Origin of the sequence: Pseudomonas songnenensis (genome assembly GCF_003696315.1) — a bacterium.
GTDB lineage: Bacteria > Pseudomonadota > Gammaproteobacteria > Pseudomonadales > Pseudomonadaceae > Stutzerimonas > Stutzerimonas songnenensis.
Genome location: NZ_RFFN01000003.1, coordinates 749,188 through 765,440, shown reverse-complemented (window position 1 = coordinate 765,440; position 16,253 = coordinate 749,188). Strand labels below are relative to the sequence as shown.

Below are 16,253 nucleotides of genomic sequence, written 5' to 3'. Positions count from 1 at the left end.
ATGCATCTGCTCTTTGCATTCGCCATAGCCATCGTTGCTGGCTGCAGCCTGTACCTGATCCTTTCCCGTCACATCGTGCGGATTCTGCTGGGCGTGACCATGCTCTCGGCGGCAATCAATCTGGTGATCTTCCTATCCGGGCGGATCGTTACGAATGTCCCGGCCGTCATCCGCGCCGGGGAGAGCAGCCTGTCTGCCGATGCCGCCAACCCGCTACCCCAGGCGCTGGTGCTGACCGCAATCGTGATTGGTTTTTCACTGACCGCCTTCTTCGCCGCCCTGGCGTTGCAGACCTACCGCAGCCTGGGCAGCGTGGATACGCGCCACATCGATGCTGCCGAGCGTTTGGGTTCGCCGTTCCCGGCAGCTAAGGACCGCCCGTGACAGCATTCCTGACGCTGCATGCACCGCTCTGGCCGGTCCTGCTGCCCATTTTCGGAGCGGGTCTTGCGACCTGCCTGTGGAAACAGCGTCGCGCTCAACGACTGGTCACCGGCCTGTGCATAACTCTGCTGTTGGCAGCTTCGCTGCTGCTGCTCGCTGCGGTTTACCAGCAGGGCATACTGGCGATCCGCTTTGGCGGCTGGAATGCTCCCTTCGGCGTGGTCTTCGTCGCCGACGCACTCTCCGCAGCCATGGTGGCCATTACCGGGATCCTCGCCGCCGCGGTAATGACCTTTGGCCTGGCCGATATCCGCCGCCGTGAGGAACAGGCGGGCTTCTATCCCTTGATGCTGGGCATGCTGGCCGGCGTAAACGGTGCCTTTCTCACCGGCGACATCTTCAACCTGTACGTCTGGTTCGAGGTGATGCTGATCACCGCGATGGGCCTGCTGTCGATCGGCCGCAATCGCGCCCGGCTCGATGCGACGGTGCGCTATGCGGTGCTCAACCTGTTCTCCACGCTGCTGTTTCTGACCGGGGTCGCACTGCTCTACGGCGCGACCGGAACGCTGAACATGGCGGATCTCGCCCGGGTGCTGCCCGAGACCGAACCGTCGATCAACCTGACACTGTCGGCGCTGCTACTGCTGTGTGGCTTCGGCATCAAGGCAGGCTATTTCCCGTTGTTCTTCTGGCTGCCGGCGTCGTATCACACGGCCTCGATCACGGTTTCGGCGATATTCGCCGGGCTGCTGACGAAAGTCGGCGTATATGCCTGTTTCCGCGTGTTCACCCTGATCTTCAGCGTCGAGGATAGCGGCATCCGTGAGATCGTCGCGGTGCTGGCGGCCGGCACCATGCTGTTCGGGGTCTTCGGCGCAGCGGTGCAGTGGGACGTACGGCGGATCCTCTCGTTCCACATTGTCAGCCAGATCGGCTACATGCTGCTGGGCCTGGCGATATCCACCCAGGCGGCGCTCGCCGGGGCGATCTTCTACATCATTCATCACATCATCGTGAAGGCGAACCTGTTCCTGCTTGCCGGCGCCATTCACCGGGCCTCCGGCACCTTCGATCTGCGCAAGAGTGGCGGCCTGATGTATCGCAACCCTCTACTGGCCGCGCTGTTTCTGGTACCGGCTTTGTCCCTGGCCGGCTTGCCGCCGCTGTCCGGCTTCTGGGCGAAGTTCCTCGTGATCGACGCGACCTTCCGTGCCGGCGAGCACTGGTTGGCCGGGCTGGCGCTGTTCGTCGGCCTGCTGACCCTCTATTCGATGAGCAAGATCTGGATGGAAGCGTTCTGGAAAAAGCCGGTACTGCCGCGCGCCGAGGCCCGTCGGGTACCGCGGCCAATGCTGCTGGCGATCGCCTCGCTCGGTGCGCTGACCCTGGTGATCGGTTTCATGCCGCAACCGTTGATCCTCTTTTCGCAAACCGCCGCCGCGGCACTGCTGGACCCCAGCGCTTATCTGTCGGCCGTGCTGCCGGCTAATCCAATCCTGGAGGCTCGCCCATGACCAGTCTGCTGCGCCGGGTAATCGATGTGGTCGAGCTGCTCGGCATCTACCTCTATGAGCTGATCGTCTCGTCCGTAGCAGTGGCCGCCGCAGCCTTCTCGCCAGCACCGAACATGCAGAGTTCGATCATCGCTGTACCCATCGAGCTGCGCACCGACCTTGGTGTCGCGGTGCTCGCCAGTCTGGTTTCGCTGACGCCCGGCAATTGTGCATTGCACGTCAGCGAGGATCGCCGCCTGCTCTACGTGCATGCGCTGGATGGCCGCGCGCCAGAGCAGATCATCGCGTCGATCCGGCAAGTCTTCGAGCGACGCATCGCCCGCATCGAGAGGTGGTGAGCATGATCACGACGCTGCTGATCCTGGTCATGCTGCCGCTGGCCATGACCCTCTGGCGAATGATCGTCGCGAAGACACTGGTCGACCGCGTGGTCGCACTGGACATGCTGACCGGCGTGGGTGTTGCCATCGCCGCGCTGGTCGCTGCAATGACCGGACGCCGGGAGTTTCTCGACGTGGGTTTCGGCCTCGGACTGATCGGTTTCGTCGGGACCTGCGCGTTCGCCGTCTTCATCATGCGCAAGGGGAGGAGTGAGCAATGACCGAAATACTCGCAGTGGCTTTCATGCTGGCCGGTGTGATCTTTCTGTTTGCCGCGATGTTCGGCCTGCTGCGCTTTGCCGACCCCCTGCAGCGCATCCATGCCACGACCAAGTCCGGTACGGTGGGTGCCGGACTGATCCTCGTCGGGGTGATGATCCAGATGGGCGACGGACAGGCCACCTTTATCGGCACCGCTACCGTGATCTTCCTGATGCTGACCATTCCTATCGCCGGACACCTGCTCGGGCGGGCTGCCTATGTGTCGGGAGCTCGGCTCGACGGGCTGCATGGAGATGATGCACTGGATGGCGTACTCGAGCGCAGCCCGCTAACGCTCGACGAATACCTCGCACAGAGCGAGAAAATCACTTCCCAGCGAAATCCAGAACCTGACAGAGCAGACCCGCACATCACCGTAGGCGAGCCAACGAGCCCTGTTGATAACCAACGTTCAGCCAGGTAGATAACCCTGACCTGAACCCTATGGATAACACCGCTGTGTATAAGTGAAGATATTATCAACAGGTAGCGCACGCGATCTGCACCGGCACAGCCCAGGCGCAGCACAACCTTTTGCAATGCTGAAGTGGTCGCAGGCTCTGGGCTACAGAAGCTTATCCACAGAAACTGCCTTCACCATTAGTAAACATATCTACAAGCTCTTTATATATTTCTTCTCTATTTTTCTATTTATGCGTGTTCCCGACCGCTCAGCCTTCGGCTGGTCATTTTTTGTTCAAAGCCCTTCTTTAGCGCAGCCTTAGTCCCTATACTTCGCGGTTTCCCGAAATCCAATCTGAACAGGCACGAGGTGCGTGGTGGACTTCCCTTCCCGTTTTGACGTGATCGTTATCGGTGGCGGCCATGCCGGTACCGAAGCTGCGCTGGCAGCGGCACGCATGGGCGTGAAGACCCTGCTGCTCAGCCACAATGTGGAAACCCTCGGCCAGATGAGCTGCAACCCGGCTATCGGTGGCATCGGCAAGAGCCATCTGGTTAAGGAAATCGATGCCCTGGGCGGTGCCATGGCCATGGCAACCGACAAGGGTGGCATTCAGTTTCGCGTGCTCAATAGCCGCAAAGGCCCTGCGGTCCGCGCAACCCGTGCGCAGGCTGATCGCGTGCTGTACAAGGCCGCTATCCGCGAAACACTGGAAAACCAGCCCAACCTGTGGATATTCCAGCAGGCGGCCGACGACCTTATCGTCGAACAGGATCAGGTCCGGGGTGTCGTGACCCAGATGGGGCTGCGTTTCCTCGCAGATTCCGTGGTACTGACCACCGGAACCTTCCTCGGCGGACTTATCCACATCGGTTTGCAGAACTATTCAGGCGGCCGTGCAGGCGACCCGCCTTCGATCGCTCTGGCCAATCGCCTGCGAGAGCTACCGCTGCGTGTCGGACGCCTGAAGACCGGTACCCCGCCGCGCATCGACGGCCGGACCGTGGACTTTTCGCTGATGACCGAACAGCCAGGCGATACGCCGCTGCCGGTAATGTCGTTCATGGGCAGTCGTGAACAGCATCCGCCGCAGGTCAGCTGCTGGATCACCCACACCAACGCGCGAACCCACGAAATCATCGCTGCCAACCTCGATCGCTCGCCGATGTACTCCGGTGTGATCGAAGGTGTGGGGCCGCGCTACTGCCCGTCCATCGAAGACAAGATCCATCGTTTCGCCGACAAGGACAGCCATCAGGTCTTCCTCGAGCCGGAAGGCCTGACCACCCACGAGCTGTATCCCAACGGCATCTCCACCTCGCTGCCGTTCGACGTGCAGCTGCAGATCGTGCAGAGCATCCGCGGCATGGAGAGCGCGCACATCGTGCGGCCGGGCTACGCCATCGAGTACGACTATTTCGATCCGCGCGATCTCAAGTACAGCCTGGAGACCAAGGTCGTCGGCGGGCTGTTCTTCGCCGGTCAGATCAACGGCACCACCGGTTACGAAGAAGCCGGCGCCCAGGGCCTGCTCGCCGGCGCCAATGCGGCGCTGCGTGCTCAGGGCAGGGAGAGCTGGTGTCCGCGTCGCGACGAGGCCTATCTCGGCGTGCTGGTCGATGACCTGATCACCCTCGGCACGCAGGAGCCGTATCGCATGTTCACCTCGCGCGCCGAGTACCGGCTGATCCTGCGCGAGGACAATGCCGATCTGCGGCTGACCGAAAAGGGCCGTGAGCTGGGGCTGGTGGACGACGCCCGCTGGGCCGCGTTCTGCGCCAAGCGCGAAGGTATCGAGCGCGAGGAGCAGCGCCTGAAGAGCAGCTGGGTCCGTCCGGGCACTCCGCAGGGCGACGCCATCGCCGAGCGTTTCGGCAGCCCGCTGGCCCGCGAGTACAACCTGCTCAATCTGCTGGCCCGTCCGGAAATCGATTACCAGAGCCTGATCGAACTGACCGGTGACGGTGCGCAGGATCCTCAGGTCGCCGAGCAGGTCGAGATCAAGACCAAATACGCCGGCTACATCGAACGCCAGCAGGACGAGATCGAACGGCTGCGTGCCAGCGAGAACATCGCCCTGCCGGCTGATCTCGACTACACCACGATTCCGGGCTTGTCGAAGGAGATCCAGCACAAGCTCGGGCAGGCTCGGCCCGAAACGCTTGGCCAGGCATCGCGCATCCCGGGCGTCACCCCGGCGGCCGTCTCGCTGTTGATGATCCACCTGAAGAAACGCAACGCCGGCCAGCAGCTGGAGCAGAGCGCTTGATGAGTCTGGTCAGTGAGTCGCATGCCACCGAGCTTGTTCGTGGTGCCGAGGAACTCGGGATCGAACTCAGCGAGTGGCAACAGCAGCAGCTGCTTGCCTATCTGGCGCTGCTGATCAAGTGGAACAAGGCCTACAACCTGACGGCAGTACGCGATCCAGACGAAATGGTCTCGCGGCACCTGCTCGACAGCCTGAGCGTGGTGCCCTTCGTTGCCCAGGCTGGCGGTACCTGGCTGGATGTCGGCAGCGGTGGCGGCATGCCTGGCGTGCCGCTGGCAATCATGTTTCCCGAGCGGGCCTTCACGCTGCTCGATTCCAACGGCAAGAAGACGCGCTTCCTGACCCAGGTGAAGCTGGAACTGAAACTCGCCAATCTCGAGGTGGTGCACAGCCGTGTCGAGCAGTACCAGCCGGCCATACCGTTCGAAGGCATCACTTCGCGCGCTTTCAGCTCGCTGGACGATTTCGCCAGCTGGACGCGCCATCTGGGCAATGCCGAAACCCGCTGGCTGGCCATGAAGGGCGTGCAGCCGGATGACGAGCTACAGCGCCTGCCCGACGACTTCCGTCTCGATGCCTGTCACGTACTCAAGGTTCCCGGTTGCCAAGGCCAGCGCCATCTGCTGATACTGCGCCGCACTTCATGACCCCGGACAGACACTGACCATGGCCAAAGTTTTCGCCATCGCCAACCAGAAGGGCGGTGTCGCCAAGACCACCACCTGCATCAACCTGGCGGCCTCGCTGGTTGCGACGCGCCGGCGGGTGCTGCTGATCGATCTCGATCCGCAGGGCAACGCGACCACCGGTAGCGGTGTGGATAAACTCGGCCTGGAGTACTCGATCTATGACGTGCTGATCGGTGAATGCAGCCTGGTCGATGCCATGCAGTTCTCCGAGCACGGCGGCTACCAGCTGTTGCCGGCCAACCGCGACCTGACCGCCGCCGAAGTGGCGTTGCTGAACCTGCCGGCCAAGGAAAAACGCCTGCGCGAGGCGCTGGCGCCGGTCCGCGAGAACTACGATTACATTCTCATCGACTGTCCGCCGTCCCTGTCGATGCTGACAATCAATGCGTTGTCCGCCGCCGATGGCGTGATCATCCCCATGCAGTGCGAATACTACGCGCTCGAAGGGCTTACCGACCTGGTCAACTCGATCCAGCGCATCGGCCAGGCACTGAACCCGAGTCTGAAGATCGAAGGCCTGTTGCGCACCATGTACGACCCGCGCAGCAGCCTGACCAACGACGTGTCCGAACAGCTCAAGGCGCATTTCGGCGACAAGCTCTACGACACCGTGATTCCGCGCAACGTCCGGCTCGCCGAGGCACCCAGCCACGGTATGCCGGCGCTGGTCTACGACAAGCAATCCAAGGGCGCTCTGGCCTATCTGGCCCTGGCCGGCGAACTGTCGCGACGCCAGCGCCAGTCTGCCCGCGGTGCCCTCGCATAAGGACTATTCATGGCGACCAAGAAAAGAGGTCTAGGACGGGGACTCGACGCCCTGCTCGGCGGCGCCAGTGTCTCGGCGATGCAGGAAGAGGCCGCCAAGGTTGATACCCGTGAACTCCAGCATCTGCCGCTGGACCTGATTCAGCGCGGCAAGTACCAGCCACGCCGCGACATGGATCCGCAGGCGCTCGAAGAGCTGGCGCAGTCGATCAAGAACCACGGCGTGATGCAGCCGATCGTCGTGCGCCCGATCAGTGGTGGCCGTTTCGAGATCATCGCTGGTGAACGCCGCTGGCGGGCCAGCCAGCAGGCCGGACTGGAAAGCGTACCGGCGCTGGTTCGCGAGGTTCCGGACGAAGCCGCCATCGCCATGGCGCTGATCGAGAACATCCAGCGCGAAGATCTGAATCCGATCGAAGAAGCTGTCGCGCTGCAGCGACTGCAGCAGGAATTCCAGCTGACCCAGCAGCAGGTGGCCGATGCCGTGGGCAAGTCCCGGGTCTCGATAAGCAATCTGCTGCGCCTGATCGCGCTGCCGGAAGAGATCAAGACCCTGTTGTCCCATGGCGATCTGGAAATGGGCCATGCACGCGCCCTGCTCGGCTTGCCGGCCGACCAGCAGGTCGAAGGCGCGCGGCATGTTGTCGCACGTGGCCTGACCGTGCGCCAGACCGAAGCGATGGTCCGCCAGTGGTTGAGCAGCAAGGAAGTGCCAAAAGCCGAAGTGAAGGTCGATCCCGACATCAGCCGTCTGGAACAGCGCCTGGCGGAACGTCTGGGCTCGCCGGTGCAGATCAAGCATGGGCACAAGGGCAAGGGGCAGCTGGTAATCCGCTACAGTTCGCTCGACGAATTGCAGGGCGTATTGGCACACATCCGCTGATACAAATTGTTTGTAGTGCCGGTCGGAAAATACTACCGGAGTGTTGAACCCCGGCTGGCCTGCTCCTATACTCGCCGCGCTTTTTTGACTGCGGACAATTATTTACGCGGCCTGCTGCAATGATGGAAATCAGGTGAACATACGCAACAGAACACCCTTCCATCGTCTCCCGGCTTTTCGCGTATTGCTGATGCAGGCGATGGTCGTAGTAGTGGCCGCTGTCTCATGTGGCCTGGTTTTTGGTATTGTCGCCGGCTACTCCGCGCTGTGCGGTGGTCTGATTGCGCTGTCGGCGAACGTGTATTTCGCGTACAAGGCCTTTCGTTACTTTGGCGCACGTTCGACCCGGGCGATCATCCAGTCCTTCTGGTCTGGCGAGATGGGTAAACAGATTCTGGCAGCAGCGCTGTTTGCGTTGGTGTTCGTGGGAGTGAAACCGCTGGAACCGATCGCCTTGTTTGCCGGCTATCTGCTGGTGCTGGGCGTCGGAGCAAGCGCGCTCCTGCTGATGAAAAACAATCCGAAGCATTGAGCATTGAGGCGTTTATGGCGAGTACCCCCGCTGAATATATCCAGCACCACCTGCAAAACCTGACCTACGGCAAATTGCCGGCAGGTTACGAGCGTGCTGATGGCTCCGTTCTCGATCAGGCCACCTGGACCATCGCTCAGACTGGTCTCGAAGCGCGCGACATGGGCTTCATGGCTTTTCACCTGGATACCCTCGGCTGGTCGCTGCTGATGGGCGCCATCTTCATTCTGCTGTTCCGCAGCGCCGCCAAGTCTGCCACTGCCGGGGTACCGGGCAAGCTGCAGAACTTCGTCGAGATGTGCGTAGAGTTCGTCGAAGGTGTGGTCAAGGACACCTTCCACGGCCGCAATGCTCTGATCGCTCCGCTGGCGCTGACCATCTTCGTCTGGGTGTTCCTGATGAACAGCCTGAAGTGGATTCCGGTCGACTACATTCCTGGTCTGGCCAGTCTGCTCGGCCTGCCGGCGTTCAAGATCGTACCGACTGCCGACCCGAACGGTACCTTCGGCCTGTCGCTCGGTGTGTTCATCCTGATCCTGTTCTACAGCGTCAAGGTCAAGGGCTTCGGCGGCTTCAGCAAGGAGCTGGCGTTCACCCCGTTCAACCACTGGTCGCTGGTGCCGTTCAACCTGTTCCTCGAGATTCTCGGCCTGCTGACCAAGCCGCTCAGCCTCGCACTGCGTCTGTTCGGCAACATGTACGCCGGTGAGGTGGTGTTCATCCTCATCGCTCTGCTGCCGTTCTACGTGCAGTGGACCCTGAATGTGCCTTGGGCGATCTTCCATATTCTGGTGATTCCGCTTCAGGCCTTCATCTTCATGGTACTGACGGTGGTGTACCTGAGCTCTGCCCATGAAGAACATCACTGAAACGCGCTAACGCTTTAACCGAAAAACCTTAACCCCCCTTAGCTTCAGGAGCTTTACATGGAACTCGTCTACATCGCCGCCTCCATCATGATCGGTCTGGGTGCCCTGGGCACCGGTATTGGCTTCGCCCTGCTGGGCGGCAAGCTGCTGGAATCCACTGCTCGTCAGCCTGAGCTGGCTCCTCAGCTGCAAACCAAGACCTTCCTGATGGCCGGCCTGCTCGACGCCGTGCCGATGATCGGCGTTGGTATCGCGATGTACCTCATCTTCGTTGTCGCCGGTTAATCACTTTCCGGTTTGAGATGGGGTTCGCCGGGCGAGCCCCGTCGCCGTGGAATGACTCCCGCGTTGAACGAGATAGCACGAGGTAAATCGCTGTGAACATTAACTTGACGCTGTTCGGTCAAACGCTCGCCTTCGCTATCTTCGTCTGGTTCTGCATGAAGCTCGTGTGGCCGCCAATTACGGCAGCCATGGCAGCGCGCCAGAAGAAGATCGCCGAAGGACTGGATGCGGCAGGCCGTGCGCAGCAAGACCTGAAACTGGCTCAGGACAAGGTGTCCAACACCCTCCGCGAGACCAAGGAGCAGGCAGCCCAGATCATCGAGCAGGCGAACAAGCACGCTAACGCGATCATCGAGGAAGCCAAGCAGCAGGCACGTACCGAAGGCGAGCGACTGGTCGCCGGCGCCCGCGCCGAGATCGAACAGGAAGTGAACCGTGCCAGGGACCAACTGCGCAGTCAGGTAGCGGCTCTTGCCGTCGCCGGTGCAGAGAAGATCCTGGAGTCCCAGGTGGACGCCAAGGTGCACAACGAGCTGGTCGAAAAACTGGCCTCCCAACTCTAAGCGAGGCAAGCGATGATCAATACCCAGACGCTTGCTCGGCCTTACGCGAAAGCCGCTTTCGAGTTCGCCAGCGCCGCAGGACAGACCGATTCCTGGTCGAAAATGCTGAACCTGGCCGCCATCGCTGTTGAAGTCCCAGAAGTCGCAGCGTTGCTGAACGACCCCCGCCTGACCAGCGAAAGCAAGGTTCAGGGGCTGGTGCGTCTACTCGGTGACGACGCCGACGAAGCTTTCCGCAATTACGTCCAGACCCTTGGCGAAAATGATCGCCTGTCGGTTCTGCCGACCGTATGGGAGCTGTACGAGGACATCAAGGCGCAAGCCGAGAAAACGCTCGAGGCAGAAGTTGAAACCGCCTTCGAGCTCAGCAACGAGCAACTCCAAACTTTGGCTGCCGCCCTGTCGAAGCGGCTAGATCGCACCGTCAACCTCCAGCAGGCCGTGAATCCTGCTCTGATCGGCGGCGTGTTGATTCGCGCCGGTGATGTGGTTGTCGACGGTTCGGTCCGCGGCAAACTGAGCCAGTTGGCCGAATCGTTGAAATCCTGATTTGAGGGTCATGGCATGCAGCAACTGAATCCTTCCGAGATTAGTGAAATCATCAAGCAGCGCATCGAGAAATCGAATGTCGCTGCTCAAGCCCGTAATGAGGGCACCGTCGTCAGCGTTTCTGACGGTATCGTACGTATCTACGGTCTGGCCGACGTCATGTACGGCGAAATGATCGAGTTCCCTGGCGGCGTCTTTGGTATGGCACTGAACCTGGAGCAGGACTCCGTAGGTGCCGTGGTTCTGGGTAACTACCTGGGCCTGACTGAAGGCATGAGCGCCAAGTGCACCGGCCGCATCCTCGAAGTTCCGGTTGGTCCGGAACTGCTGGGTCGCGTCGTCGACGCGCTGGGTAACCCGATCGACGGCAAAGGCCCGATCAATGCCCAGGCAACTGATGCAGTCGAGAAGGTCGCGCCTGGCGTGATCTGGCGTAAGTCTGTCGACCAGCCGGTTCAGACCGGTTACAAGTCGGTCGACGCCATGATCCCGGTAGGCCGTGGCCAGCGCGAGCTGATCATCGGTGACCGTCAGATCGGTAAGACCGCCCTGGCCATCGACGCCATCATCAACCAGAAGAACAGCGGCATCCGCTGCGTCTACGTAGCCATTGGTCAGAAGCAGTCGACCATCGCCAACGTGGTTCGCAAGCTGGAAGAGCACGGCGCCCTGCACAACACCATCGTTGTTGCTGCGTCCGCTTCCGAATCCGCTGCGCTGCAGTACCTGGCGCCGTACTCCGGTTGCACCATGGGCGAGTACTTCCGCGACCGCGGCGAAGACGCGCTGATCGTGTATGACGATCTGTCCAAGCAGGCCGTGGCTTACCGCCAGATCTCCCTGCTGCTGCGTCGTCCGCCGGGACGTGAAGCCTACCCGGGCGACGTGTTCTATCTCCACAGCCGTCTGCTGGAGCGCGCTTCGCGTGTTTCCGAAGAGTACGTCGAGAAGTTCACCAACGGTGCCGTGACTGGCAAGACCGGTTCGCTGACCGCTCTGCCGATCATCGAAACCCAGGCTGGCGACGTTTCCGCGTTCGTTCCGACCAACGTGATTTCCATCACCGACGGTCAGATCTTCCTGGAATCGGCCATGTTCAACGCAGGTATCCGTCCGGCCGTCAACGCCGGTATCTCGGTATCCCGCGTGGGTGGTGCTGCGCAGACCAAGATCGTCAAGAAGCTGTCCGGTGGTATCCGTACCGCTCTGGCTCAGTACCGTGAACTTGCTGCGTTCGCGCAGTTCGCTTCCGACCTCGACGAAGCGACCCGCAAGCAGCTGGAGCATGGTCAGCGTGTTACCGAGCTGATGAAGCAGAAGCAGTACGCGCCGATGTCCATCGCCGACATGTCCCTGTCCCTGTATGCCGCCGAGCGTGGCTTCCTGACGGACGTGGAAGTGGCCAAGGTTGGCGCCTTCGAGCAGGCCCTGATCGCCTTCTTCAACCGCGAGTTCGCCGACCTGATGGCGAAGATCAACGTGAAGGGTGACTTCAATGACGAAATCGACGCTGGCCTGAAGGCTGGTATCGAGAAGTTCAAGGCCACTCAAAGCTGGTAAGCCGCAGCGGGAGCCGAGAGGCTCCCGCCTGCTAACCCGATAGGTGTCAAATGGCAGGCGCAAAAGAGATTCGCAGCAAGATTGCGAGCATCAAAAGCACGCAGAAGATCACCAGCGCCATGGAAAAGGTGGCCGTCAGCAAGATGCGCAAGGCACAGATGCGCATGGCTGCCAGCCGCCCTTATGCGGAGCGGATCCGGCAGGTTATCGGCCATCTGGCCTTTGCCAACCCGGAATACCGTCACCCGTTCATGGTGGAGCGTCCGGTCAAGCGTGTCGGCTATATCGTCGTGTCTACTGATCGTGGTCTGTGCGGTGGCCTGAACATCAACCTGTTCAAGGTCCTGATCAAGAACATGAAGGAGTGGCACGATCAGAAGGTCGAAGTCGACCTGTGCGTGATCGGCAACAAGGGCGCGAGCTTTTTCCGCAGCTTCGGCGGCAACGTCGTTGCAGCGATCGGCAACCTCGGCGAAGAGCCGTCGATCAACGATCTGATCGGCAGCGTCAAGGTCATGCTGGACGGCTTCCACAATGGCCGTATCGATCGCTTGTACCTGGTATCCAACAAGTTCATCAACACCATGACCCAGAAGCCGACGCTCGATCAGCTGCTGCCCCTGGCTGCAGACGAAAGTGCCGAGCCGGTGAAGAAAGGTCAGTGGGACTACCTCTACGAGCCGGACGCCCAGCAGCTGCTGGATGCCCTGCTGGTTCGTTTCATCGAGTCCCAGGTCTATCAGGCCGTGGTTGAGAACGGCGCAGCCGAACAGGCCGCGCGGATGATTGCCATGAAGAACGCAACCGACAACGCCGGTGAGCTGATCAGCGACCTGCAACTGGTCTACAACAAGGCCCGTCAGGCTGCGATCACTCAGGAAATTTCGGAAATCGTCGGCGGCGCTGCCGCGGTTTAAGAACGGTTCAAATATTCAGAGGAACCAAACATGAGTAGCGGACGTATCGTTCAAATCATCGGCGCCGTTATCGACGTGGAATTTCCGCGCGATCTGGTACCGAACGTCTATGACGCGCTGAAAGTTCAAGGCGCCGAGACCACCCTGGAAGTCCAGCAGCAGCTGGGCGACGGCATTGTCCGTACCATCGCCATGGGTTCGACCGAAGGCCTCAAGCGTGGCCTGGACGTCGTCAACACCGGCACCGGTATCTCCGTACCGGTCGGCAAGCAGACCCTGGGTCGCATCATGGACGTCCTGGGTAACCCCATCGACGAAGCCGGCCCGATCGGCGAAGAAGAGCGCTGGACCATCCACCGCGCTGCGCCGTCCTACGCGGAACAGGCTGGCGGCAACGAACTGCTGGAAACCGGCATCAAGGTTATCGACCTGGTCTGCCCGTTCGCCAAAGGCGGTAAGGTCGGTCTGTTCGGTGGTGCCGGTGTAGGCAAGACCGTAAACATGATGGAGCTGATCCGTAACATCGCGATGGAGCACAGCGGTTATTCCGTGTTCGCCGGTGTGGGTGAGCGTACTCGTGAAGGTAACGACTTCTATCACGAGATGAAGGACTCCAACGTTCTGGACAAGGTAGCCCTGGTCTACGGCCAGATGAACGAGCCGCCAGGAAACCGTCTGCGCGTCGCACTGACCGGCCTGACCATGGCCGAGAAGTTCCGTGACGAAGGCCGTGACGTACTGTTGTTCGTCGACAACATCTACCGTTACACCCTCGCCGGTACCGAAGTATCCGCACTGCTGGGCCGTATGCCTTCGGCGGTAGGTTACCAGCCGACGCTGGCCGAAGAGATGGGCGTTCTGCAGGAGCGCATCACCTCCACCAAGAACGGTTCGATCACCTCGGTACAGGCCGTATACGTACCTGCGGACGACCTGACTGACCCGAGCCCGGCGACCACCTTCGCCCACCTCGACGCCACCGTCGTACTGTCGCGTGACATCGCCTCCCTGGGTATCTACCCGGCGGTCGATCCGCTCGACTCGACTTCGCGTCAGCTGGATCCGCTGGTCATCGGCCAGGAGCACTACGACACCGCTCGCGGCGTACAGTACGTGCTGCAGCGCTACAAAGAGCTGAAGGACATCATCGCGATCCTCGGTATGGACGAACTGTCCGAGACCGACAAGCAGCTGGTATCCCGCGCTCGTAAGATCCAGCGCTTCCTGTCCCAGCCGTTCTTCGTGGCCGAAGTCTTCACTGGCTCGCCAGGCAAGTACGTTCCGCTGAAGGAAACCATCCGTGGTTTCTCCGGCATCCTCAATGGCGACTACGACCATCTGCCGGAACAGGCGTTCTACATGGTCGGCAGCATCGACGAAGCCATCGAGAAAGCCAAGAAACTGTAACTGGCGCGCCCGTTCGCGGGCGCCAACCAGCCTGACCGGCAGCTGTCGGTCAGGCTGATTACCGAGGCATGAACATGGCTATGACAGTGCATTGCGACATCGTCAGTGCGGAAGAAGAGCTGTTCTCGGGGCTGGTGGAAATGGTCGTCGCCCACGGCAACCTGGGTGACATCGGCGTTCTGCCGGGTCACGCGCCGCTGCTGACTGATCTCAAGCCGGGTCCGGTTCGAGTGATCAAGCAGGGTGGTGACGAGGAGATCTTCTACATCTCCGGCGGCTTCATCGAAGTGCAGCCGAACATGGTGAAGGTTCTCGCCGATACCGCTACGCGCGCCAAGGACATCGACGAAGCTGCCGCTCAGGCTGCCGTCAAAGCTGCCGAGAAGGCCCTGCACGAGAAGGGCGCGGAATTCGATTACGGTTCCGCCGCCGCTCGCCTGGCCGAGGCCGCAGCCCAGCTGCGGACCATCGAGGCAATGCGCAAGAAGTACGGTCGTCACTGATCGACTCGCAACTTCATCGCGCACGAGTAAAAGGGTAGCCTTGGCTACCCTTTTTCTTTTTCTGCCATTTGTCGGCGCTGATACCAGCTACACCCTGACTAGTTACGGGTGAGCTGCCGGGCCGAAACCGCTCAGGAATCGCTTCATGTCCCTCGATATCGTCATTCTCGCGGCTGGCCAGGGCACGCGCATGCGCTCGGCTCTGCCAAAGGTACTGCACCCGGTGGCTGGCAAATCCATGCTCGGTCATGTCATCGGCACGGCCCGCGCGTTGCAGCCGCAGAGCATCCAGGTGGTCATCGGCCATGGTGCCGAGCAGGTGCGCCAGCGACTGGCCGGTGATGATCTCGACTTCGTCGTCCAGGCCGAGCAGTTGGGCACCGGGCATGCGGTGGCGCAGGCCTTGCCTAATCTGTCGGCCGAGCGTGTGCTGATCCTCTATGGCGATGTGCCGCTGATCGAAGCTGAAACGCTGCAGCGCCTGTTGCAGAAGGTCGGACCGGAGCAGTTGGCGCTGCTGACGGTTACGCTGGATGACCCGACCGGCTATGGACGGATCGTCCGCGACGCGCGCGGCGAAGTGCAGGCCATCGTCGAGCACAAGGATGCCACGGATGAGCAGAAGGCGATCCGCGAAGGCAATACCGGGATTCTCGCCGTACCGGGCAGTCGTATCGGCGAGTGGCTTGGAAGGCTCTCCAACAGTAACGCCCAGGGCGAGTACTACCTGACGGATGTGATCGCCATGGCCGTGGCCGATGGCTTGCGTGTGGCCACCGAGCAGCCGCTGGACGCGATGGAAGTGCAGGGCGCCAACGACCGCATCCAGCTGGCCGAGCTGGAGCGCCGCTACCAGCAGCGTGCAGCCCGGCGCCTGATGGCGCGAGGCGTCACCCTGCGCGATCCGGCGCGCTTCGATGTGCGCGGTGAGGTCAGCGTGGGCCGTGATGTGCTGATCGACGTCAACGTGATACTCGAGGGCACGGTGGTCATCGAAGACGATGTGCAGATCGGACCGAACTGCGTGATCAAGGACAGCACCCTGCGCCGCGGTGCGATCATCAAGGCCAATTCCCATCTGGAGGGTGCGGTAGTTGGTGAGGATGCGGATTGCGGACCCTTCGCGCGTCTGCGCCCGGGCGCGGTGCTGGGCAAGAAGGCTCACGTAGGTAACTTCGTGGAGCTGAAGAACGCGACGCTGGGCGATGCTGCCAAAGCCGGTCACCTCAGCTACCTGGGCGACGCCGAAATCGGTGCCCGTACCAACATCGGCGCCGGCACCATCACCTGCAACTACGATGGCGCCAACAAGTTCAGGACGATAATGGGCGAGGACGTCTTCATCGGCTCCAACAGCTCGCTGGTGGCGCCGCTGAACCTGGGTGACGGCGCTACGACCGGCGCTGGCTCGACCATCACGGAAGACGTGCCGGCACATACGCTCGGGCTCGGCCGCGGGCGTCAGCGCAACATCGAAGGTTGGCAGCGCCCGGTAAAAAACAAGTCGTAAGTCCACT

General features: G+C 61.2%; 19 protein-coding genes. All 19 read left to right on the top strand.

Annotation, left to right across the window (positions count from 1 at the left end):
• The 19 genes from EA798_RS12230 (at position 1) to glmU (ending at position 16,246) form a co-directional block, all read left to right on the top strand.
• A complete protein-coding gene (locus tag EA798_RS12230) occupies positions 1-384 on the top strand; it encodes an NADH-quinone oxidoreductase subunit K (RefSeq protein WP_122099109.1) in 384 nt (127 codons plus the stop codon).
• Positions 381-1,901 carry a proton-conducting transporter transmembrane domain-containing protein gene (locus EA798_RS12225; protein WP_122099108.1) on the top strand — a complete coding sequence of 507 codons (1,521 nt, stop codon included), beginning with the start codon at positions 381-383 and terminating at the stop codon, positions 1,899-1,901. Before EA798_RS12230 ends, EA798_RS12225 begins: the two co-directional genes overlap by 4 nt.
• Positions 1,898-2,239, top strand: a complete 342-nt coding sequence (locus EA798_RS12220; protein WP_106156939.1) for a Na+/H+ antiporter subunit E — start codon at positions 1,898-1,900, stop codon at positions 2,237-2,239. Before EA798_RS12225 ends, EA798_RS12220 begins: the two co-directional genes overlap by 4 nt.
• 2 nt (positions 2,240-2,241) lie before the next feature.
• Positions 2,242-2,502, top strand: coding sequence for an MrpF/PhaF family protein (locus tag EA798_RS12215; protein WP_122099107.1), 261 nt, complete (start codon positions 2,242-2,244; stop codon positions 2,500-2,502).
• Entirely contained in the window at positions 2,499-2,966 is a 468-nt protein-coding gene (gene mnhG / locus EA798_RS12210; RefSeq protein ID WP_122099106.1) for a monovalent cation/H(+) antiporter subunit G, read from the top strand. Before EA798_RS12215 ends, mnhG begins: the two co-directional genes overlap by 4 nt.
• A gap of 355 nt (positions 2,967-3,321) precedes the next feature.
• Complete coding sequence (gene mnmG, locus EA798_RS12205) at positions 3,322-5,214, top strand: tRNA uridine-5-carboxymethylaminomethyl(34) synthesis enzyme MnmG (protein ID WP_122099105.1); 1,893 nt, start codon at positions 3,322-3,324, stop codon at positions 5,212-5,214.
• Positions 5,214-5,861: a 16S rRNA (guanine(527)-N(7))-methyltransferase RsmG gene (gene rsmG / locus EA798_RS12200; RefSeq protein WP_122099104.1), complete on the top strand. Its 648-nt coding sequence runs from the start codon at positions 5,214-5,216 to the stop codon at positions 5,859-5,861. The genes mnmG and rsmG overlap by 1 nt, the downstream gene beginning before the upstream one ends.
• A 19-nt stretch (positions 5,862-5,880) precedes the next feature.
• Positions 5,881-6,669, top strand: coding sequence for a ParA family protein (locus EA798_RS12195; RefSeq protein WP_015278981.1), 789 nt, complete (start codon positions 5,881-5,883; stop codon positions 6,667-6,669).
• 9 nt (positions 6,670-6,678) lie between these two features.
• Positions 6,679-7,551, top strand: a complete 873-nt coding sequence (locus tag EA798_RS12190) for a ParB/RepB/Spo0J family partition protein (RefSeq protein WP_106156948.1) — start codon at positions 6,679-6,681, stop codon at positions 7,549-7,551.
• A 133-nt stretch (positions 7,552-7,684) separates the two neighbouring features.
• Positions 7,685-8,083 carry a F0F1 ATP synthase subunit I gene (locus tag EA798_RS12185; RefSeq protein WP_122099103.1) on the top strand — a complete coding sequence of 133 codons (399 nt, stop codon included), beginning with the start codon at positions 7,685-7,687 and terminating at the stop codon, positions 8,081-8,083.
• A gap of 14 nt (positions 8,084-8,097) precedes the next feature.
• Positions 8,098-8,952 (top strand): F0F1 ATP synthase subunit A, encoded by an 855-nt coding sequence (gene atpB, locus EA798_RS12180; RefSeq protein WP_003303695.1) that lies wholly within the window; start codon positions 8,098-8,100, stop codon positions 8,950-8,952.
• Between the two features lie 57 nt (positions 8,953-9,009).
• On the top strand, positions 9,010-9,237 hold the full coding sequence (atpE, locus tag EA798_RS12175) for a F0F1 ATP synthase subunit C (RefSeq protein ID WP_003290909.1): 228 nt from the start codon (positions 9,010-9,012) through the stop codon (positions 9,235-9,237).
• A 92-nt stretch (positions 9,238-9,329) separates the two neighbouring features.
• Positions 9,330-9,800 (top strand): F0F1 ATP synthase subunit B, encoded by a 471-nt coding sequence (locus EA798_RS12170; protein WP_015278977.1) that lies wholly within the window; start codon positions 9,330-9,332, stop codon positions 9,798-9,800.
• A 12-nt stretch (positions 9,801-9,812) separates the two neighbouring features.
• Positions 9,813-10,349, top strand: coding sequence for a F0F1 ATP synthase subunit delta (locus EA798_RS12165; RefSeq protein ID WP_015278976.1), 537 nt, complete (start codon positions 9,813-9,815; stop codon positions 10,347-10,349).
• Positions 10,350-10,364: 15 nt separating this feature from the next.
• Positions 10,365-11,909, top strand: coding sequence for a F0F1 ATP synthase subunit alpha (atpA, locus tag EA798_RS12160; protein WP_106156952.1), 1,545 nt, complete (start codon positions 10,365-10,367; stop codon positions 11,907-11,909).
• A gap of 50 nt (positions 11,910-11,959) precedes the next feature.
• Positions 11,960-12,826, top strand: coding sequence for a F0F1 ATP synthase subunit gamma (atpG, locus tag EA798_RS12155; protein WP_015278974.1), 867 nt, complete (start codon positions 11,960-11,962; stop codon positions 12,824-12,826).
• A gap of 30 nt (positions 12,827-12,856) precedes the next feature.
• Positions 12,857-14,233, top strand: a complete 1,377-nt coding sequence (gene atpD / locus EA798_RS12150) for a F0F1 ATP synthase subunit beta (RefSeq protein ID WP_102833153.1) — start codon at positions 12,857-12,859, stop codon at positions 14,231-14,233.
• A gap of 74 nt (positions 14,234-14,307) precedes the next feature.
• Positions 14,308-14,736 (top strand): F0F1 ATP synthase subunit epsilon, encoded by a 429-nt coding sequence (locus tag EA798_RS12145; protein WP_003303687.1) that lies wholly within the window; start codon positions 14,308-14,310, stop codon positions 14,734-14,736.
• A 145-nt stretch (positions 14,737-14,881) separates the two neighbouring features.
• The gene (gene glmU, locus EA798_RS12140) at positions 14,882-16,246 is read left to right on the top strand and encodes a bifunctional UDP-N-acetylglucosamine diphosphorylase/glucosamine-1-phosphate N-acetyltransferase GlmU (RefSeq protein WP_122099102.1); all 1,365 of its coding nucleotides are present in this window, start codon (positions 14,882-14,884) and stop codon (positions 16,244-16,246) included.
• The last annotated feature ends 7 nt before the right edge of the window (positions 16,247-16,253 follow it).

Bases quoted from the DNA above. Each gene is read 5' to 3' on its own strand.
- glmU (WP_122099102.1), top strand. From the start codon at position 14,882: ATGTCCCTCGATATCGTCATTCTCGCGGCTGGCCAGGGCACGCGCATG.
- atpG (WP_015278974.1), top strand. From the start codon at position 11,960: ATGGCAGGCGCAAAAGAGATTCGCAGCAAGATTGCGAGCATCAAAAGC.
- EA798_RS12195 (WP_015278981.1), top strand. From the start codon at position 5,881: ATGGCCAAAGTTTTCGCCATCGCCAACCAGAAGGGCGGTGTCGCCAAG.
- mnhG (WP_122099106.1), top strand. From the start codon at position 2,499: ATGACCGAAATACTCGCAGTGGCTTTCATGCTGGCCGGTGTGATCTTT.
- atpD (WP_102833153.1), top strand. From the start codon at position 12,857: ATGAGTAGCGGACGTATCGTTCAAATCATCGGCGCCGTTATCGACGTG.
- atpA (WP_106156952.1), top strand. From the start codon at position 10,365: ATGCAGCAACTGAATCCTTCCGAGATTAGTGAAATCATCAAGCAGCGC.
- EA798_RS12230 (WP_122099109.1), top strand. From the start codon at position 1: ATGCATCTGCTCTTTGCATTCGCCATAGCCATCGTTGCTGGCTGCAGC.
- EA798_RS12215 (WP_122099107.1), top strand. From the start codon at position 2,242: ATGATCACGACGCTGCTGATCCTGGTCATGCTGCCGCTGGCCATGACC.
- EA798_RS12145 (WP_003303687.1), top strand. From the start codon at position 14,308: ATGGCTATGACAGTGCATTGCGACATCGTCAGTGCGGAAGAAGAGCTG.
- EA798_RS12190 (WP_106156948.1), top strand. From the start codon at position 6,679: ATGGCGACCAAGAAAAGAGGTCTAGGACGGGGACTCGACGCCCTGCTC.
- EA798_RS12165 (WP_015278976.1), top strand. From the start codon at position 9,813: ATGATCAATACCCAGACGCTTGCTCGGCCTTACGCGAAAGCCGCTTTC.
- atpB (WP_003303695.1), top strand. From the start codon at position 8,098: ATGGCGAGTACCCCCGCTGAATATATCCAGCACCACCTGCAAAACCTG.
- rsmG (WP_122099104.1), top strand. From the start codon at position 5,214: ATGAGTCTGGTCAGTGAGTCGCATGCCACCGAGCTTGTTCGTGGTGCC.
- atpE (WP_003290909.1), top strand. From the start codon at position 9,010: ATGGAACTCGTCTACATCGCCGCCTCCATCATGATCGGTCTGGGTGCC.
- EA798_RS12220 (WP_106156939.1), top strand. From the start codon at position 1,898: ATGACCAGTCTGCTGCGCCGGGTAATCGATGTGGTCGAGCTGCTCGGC.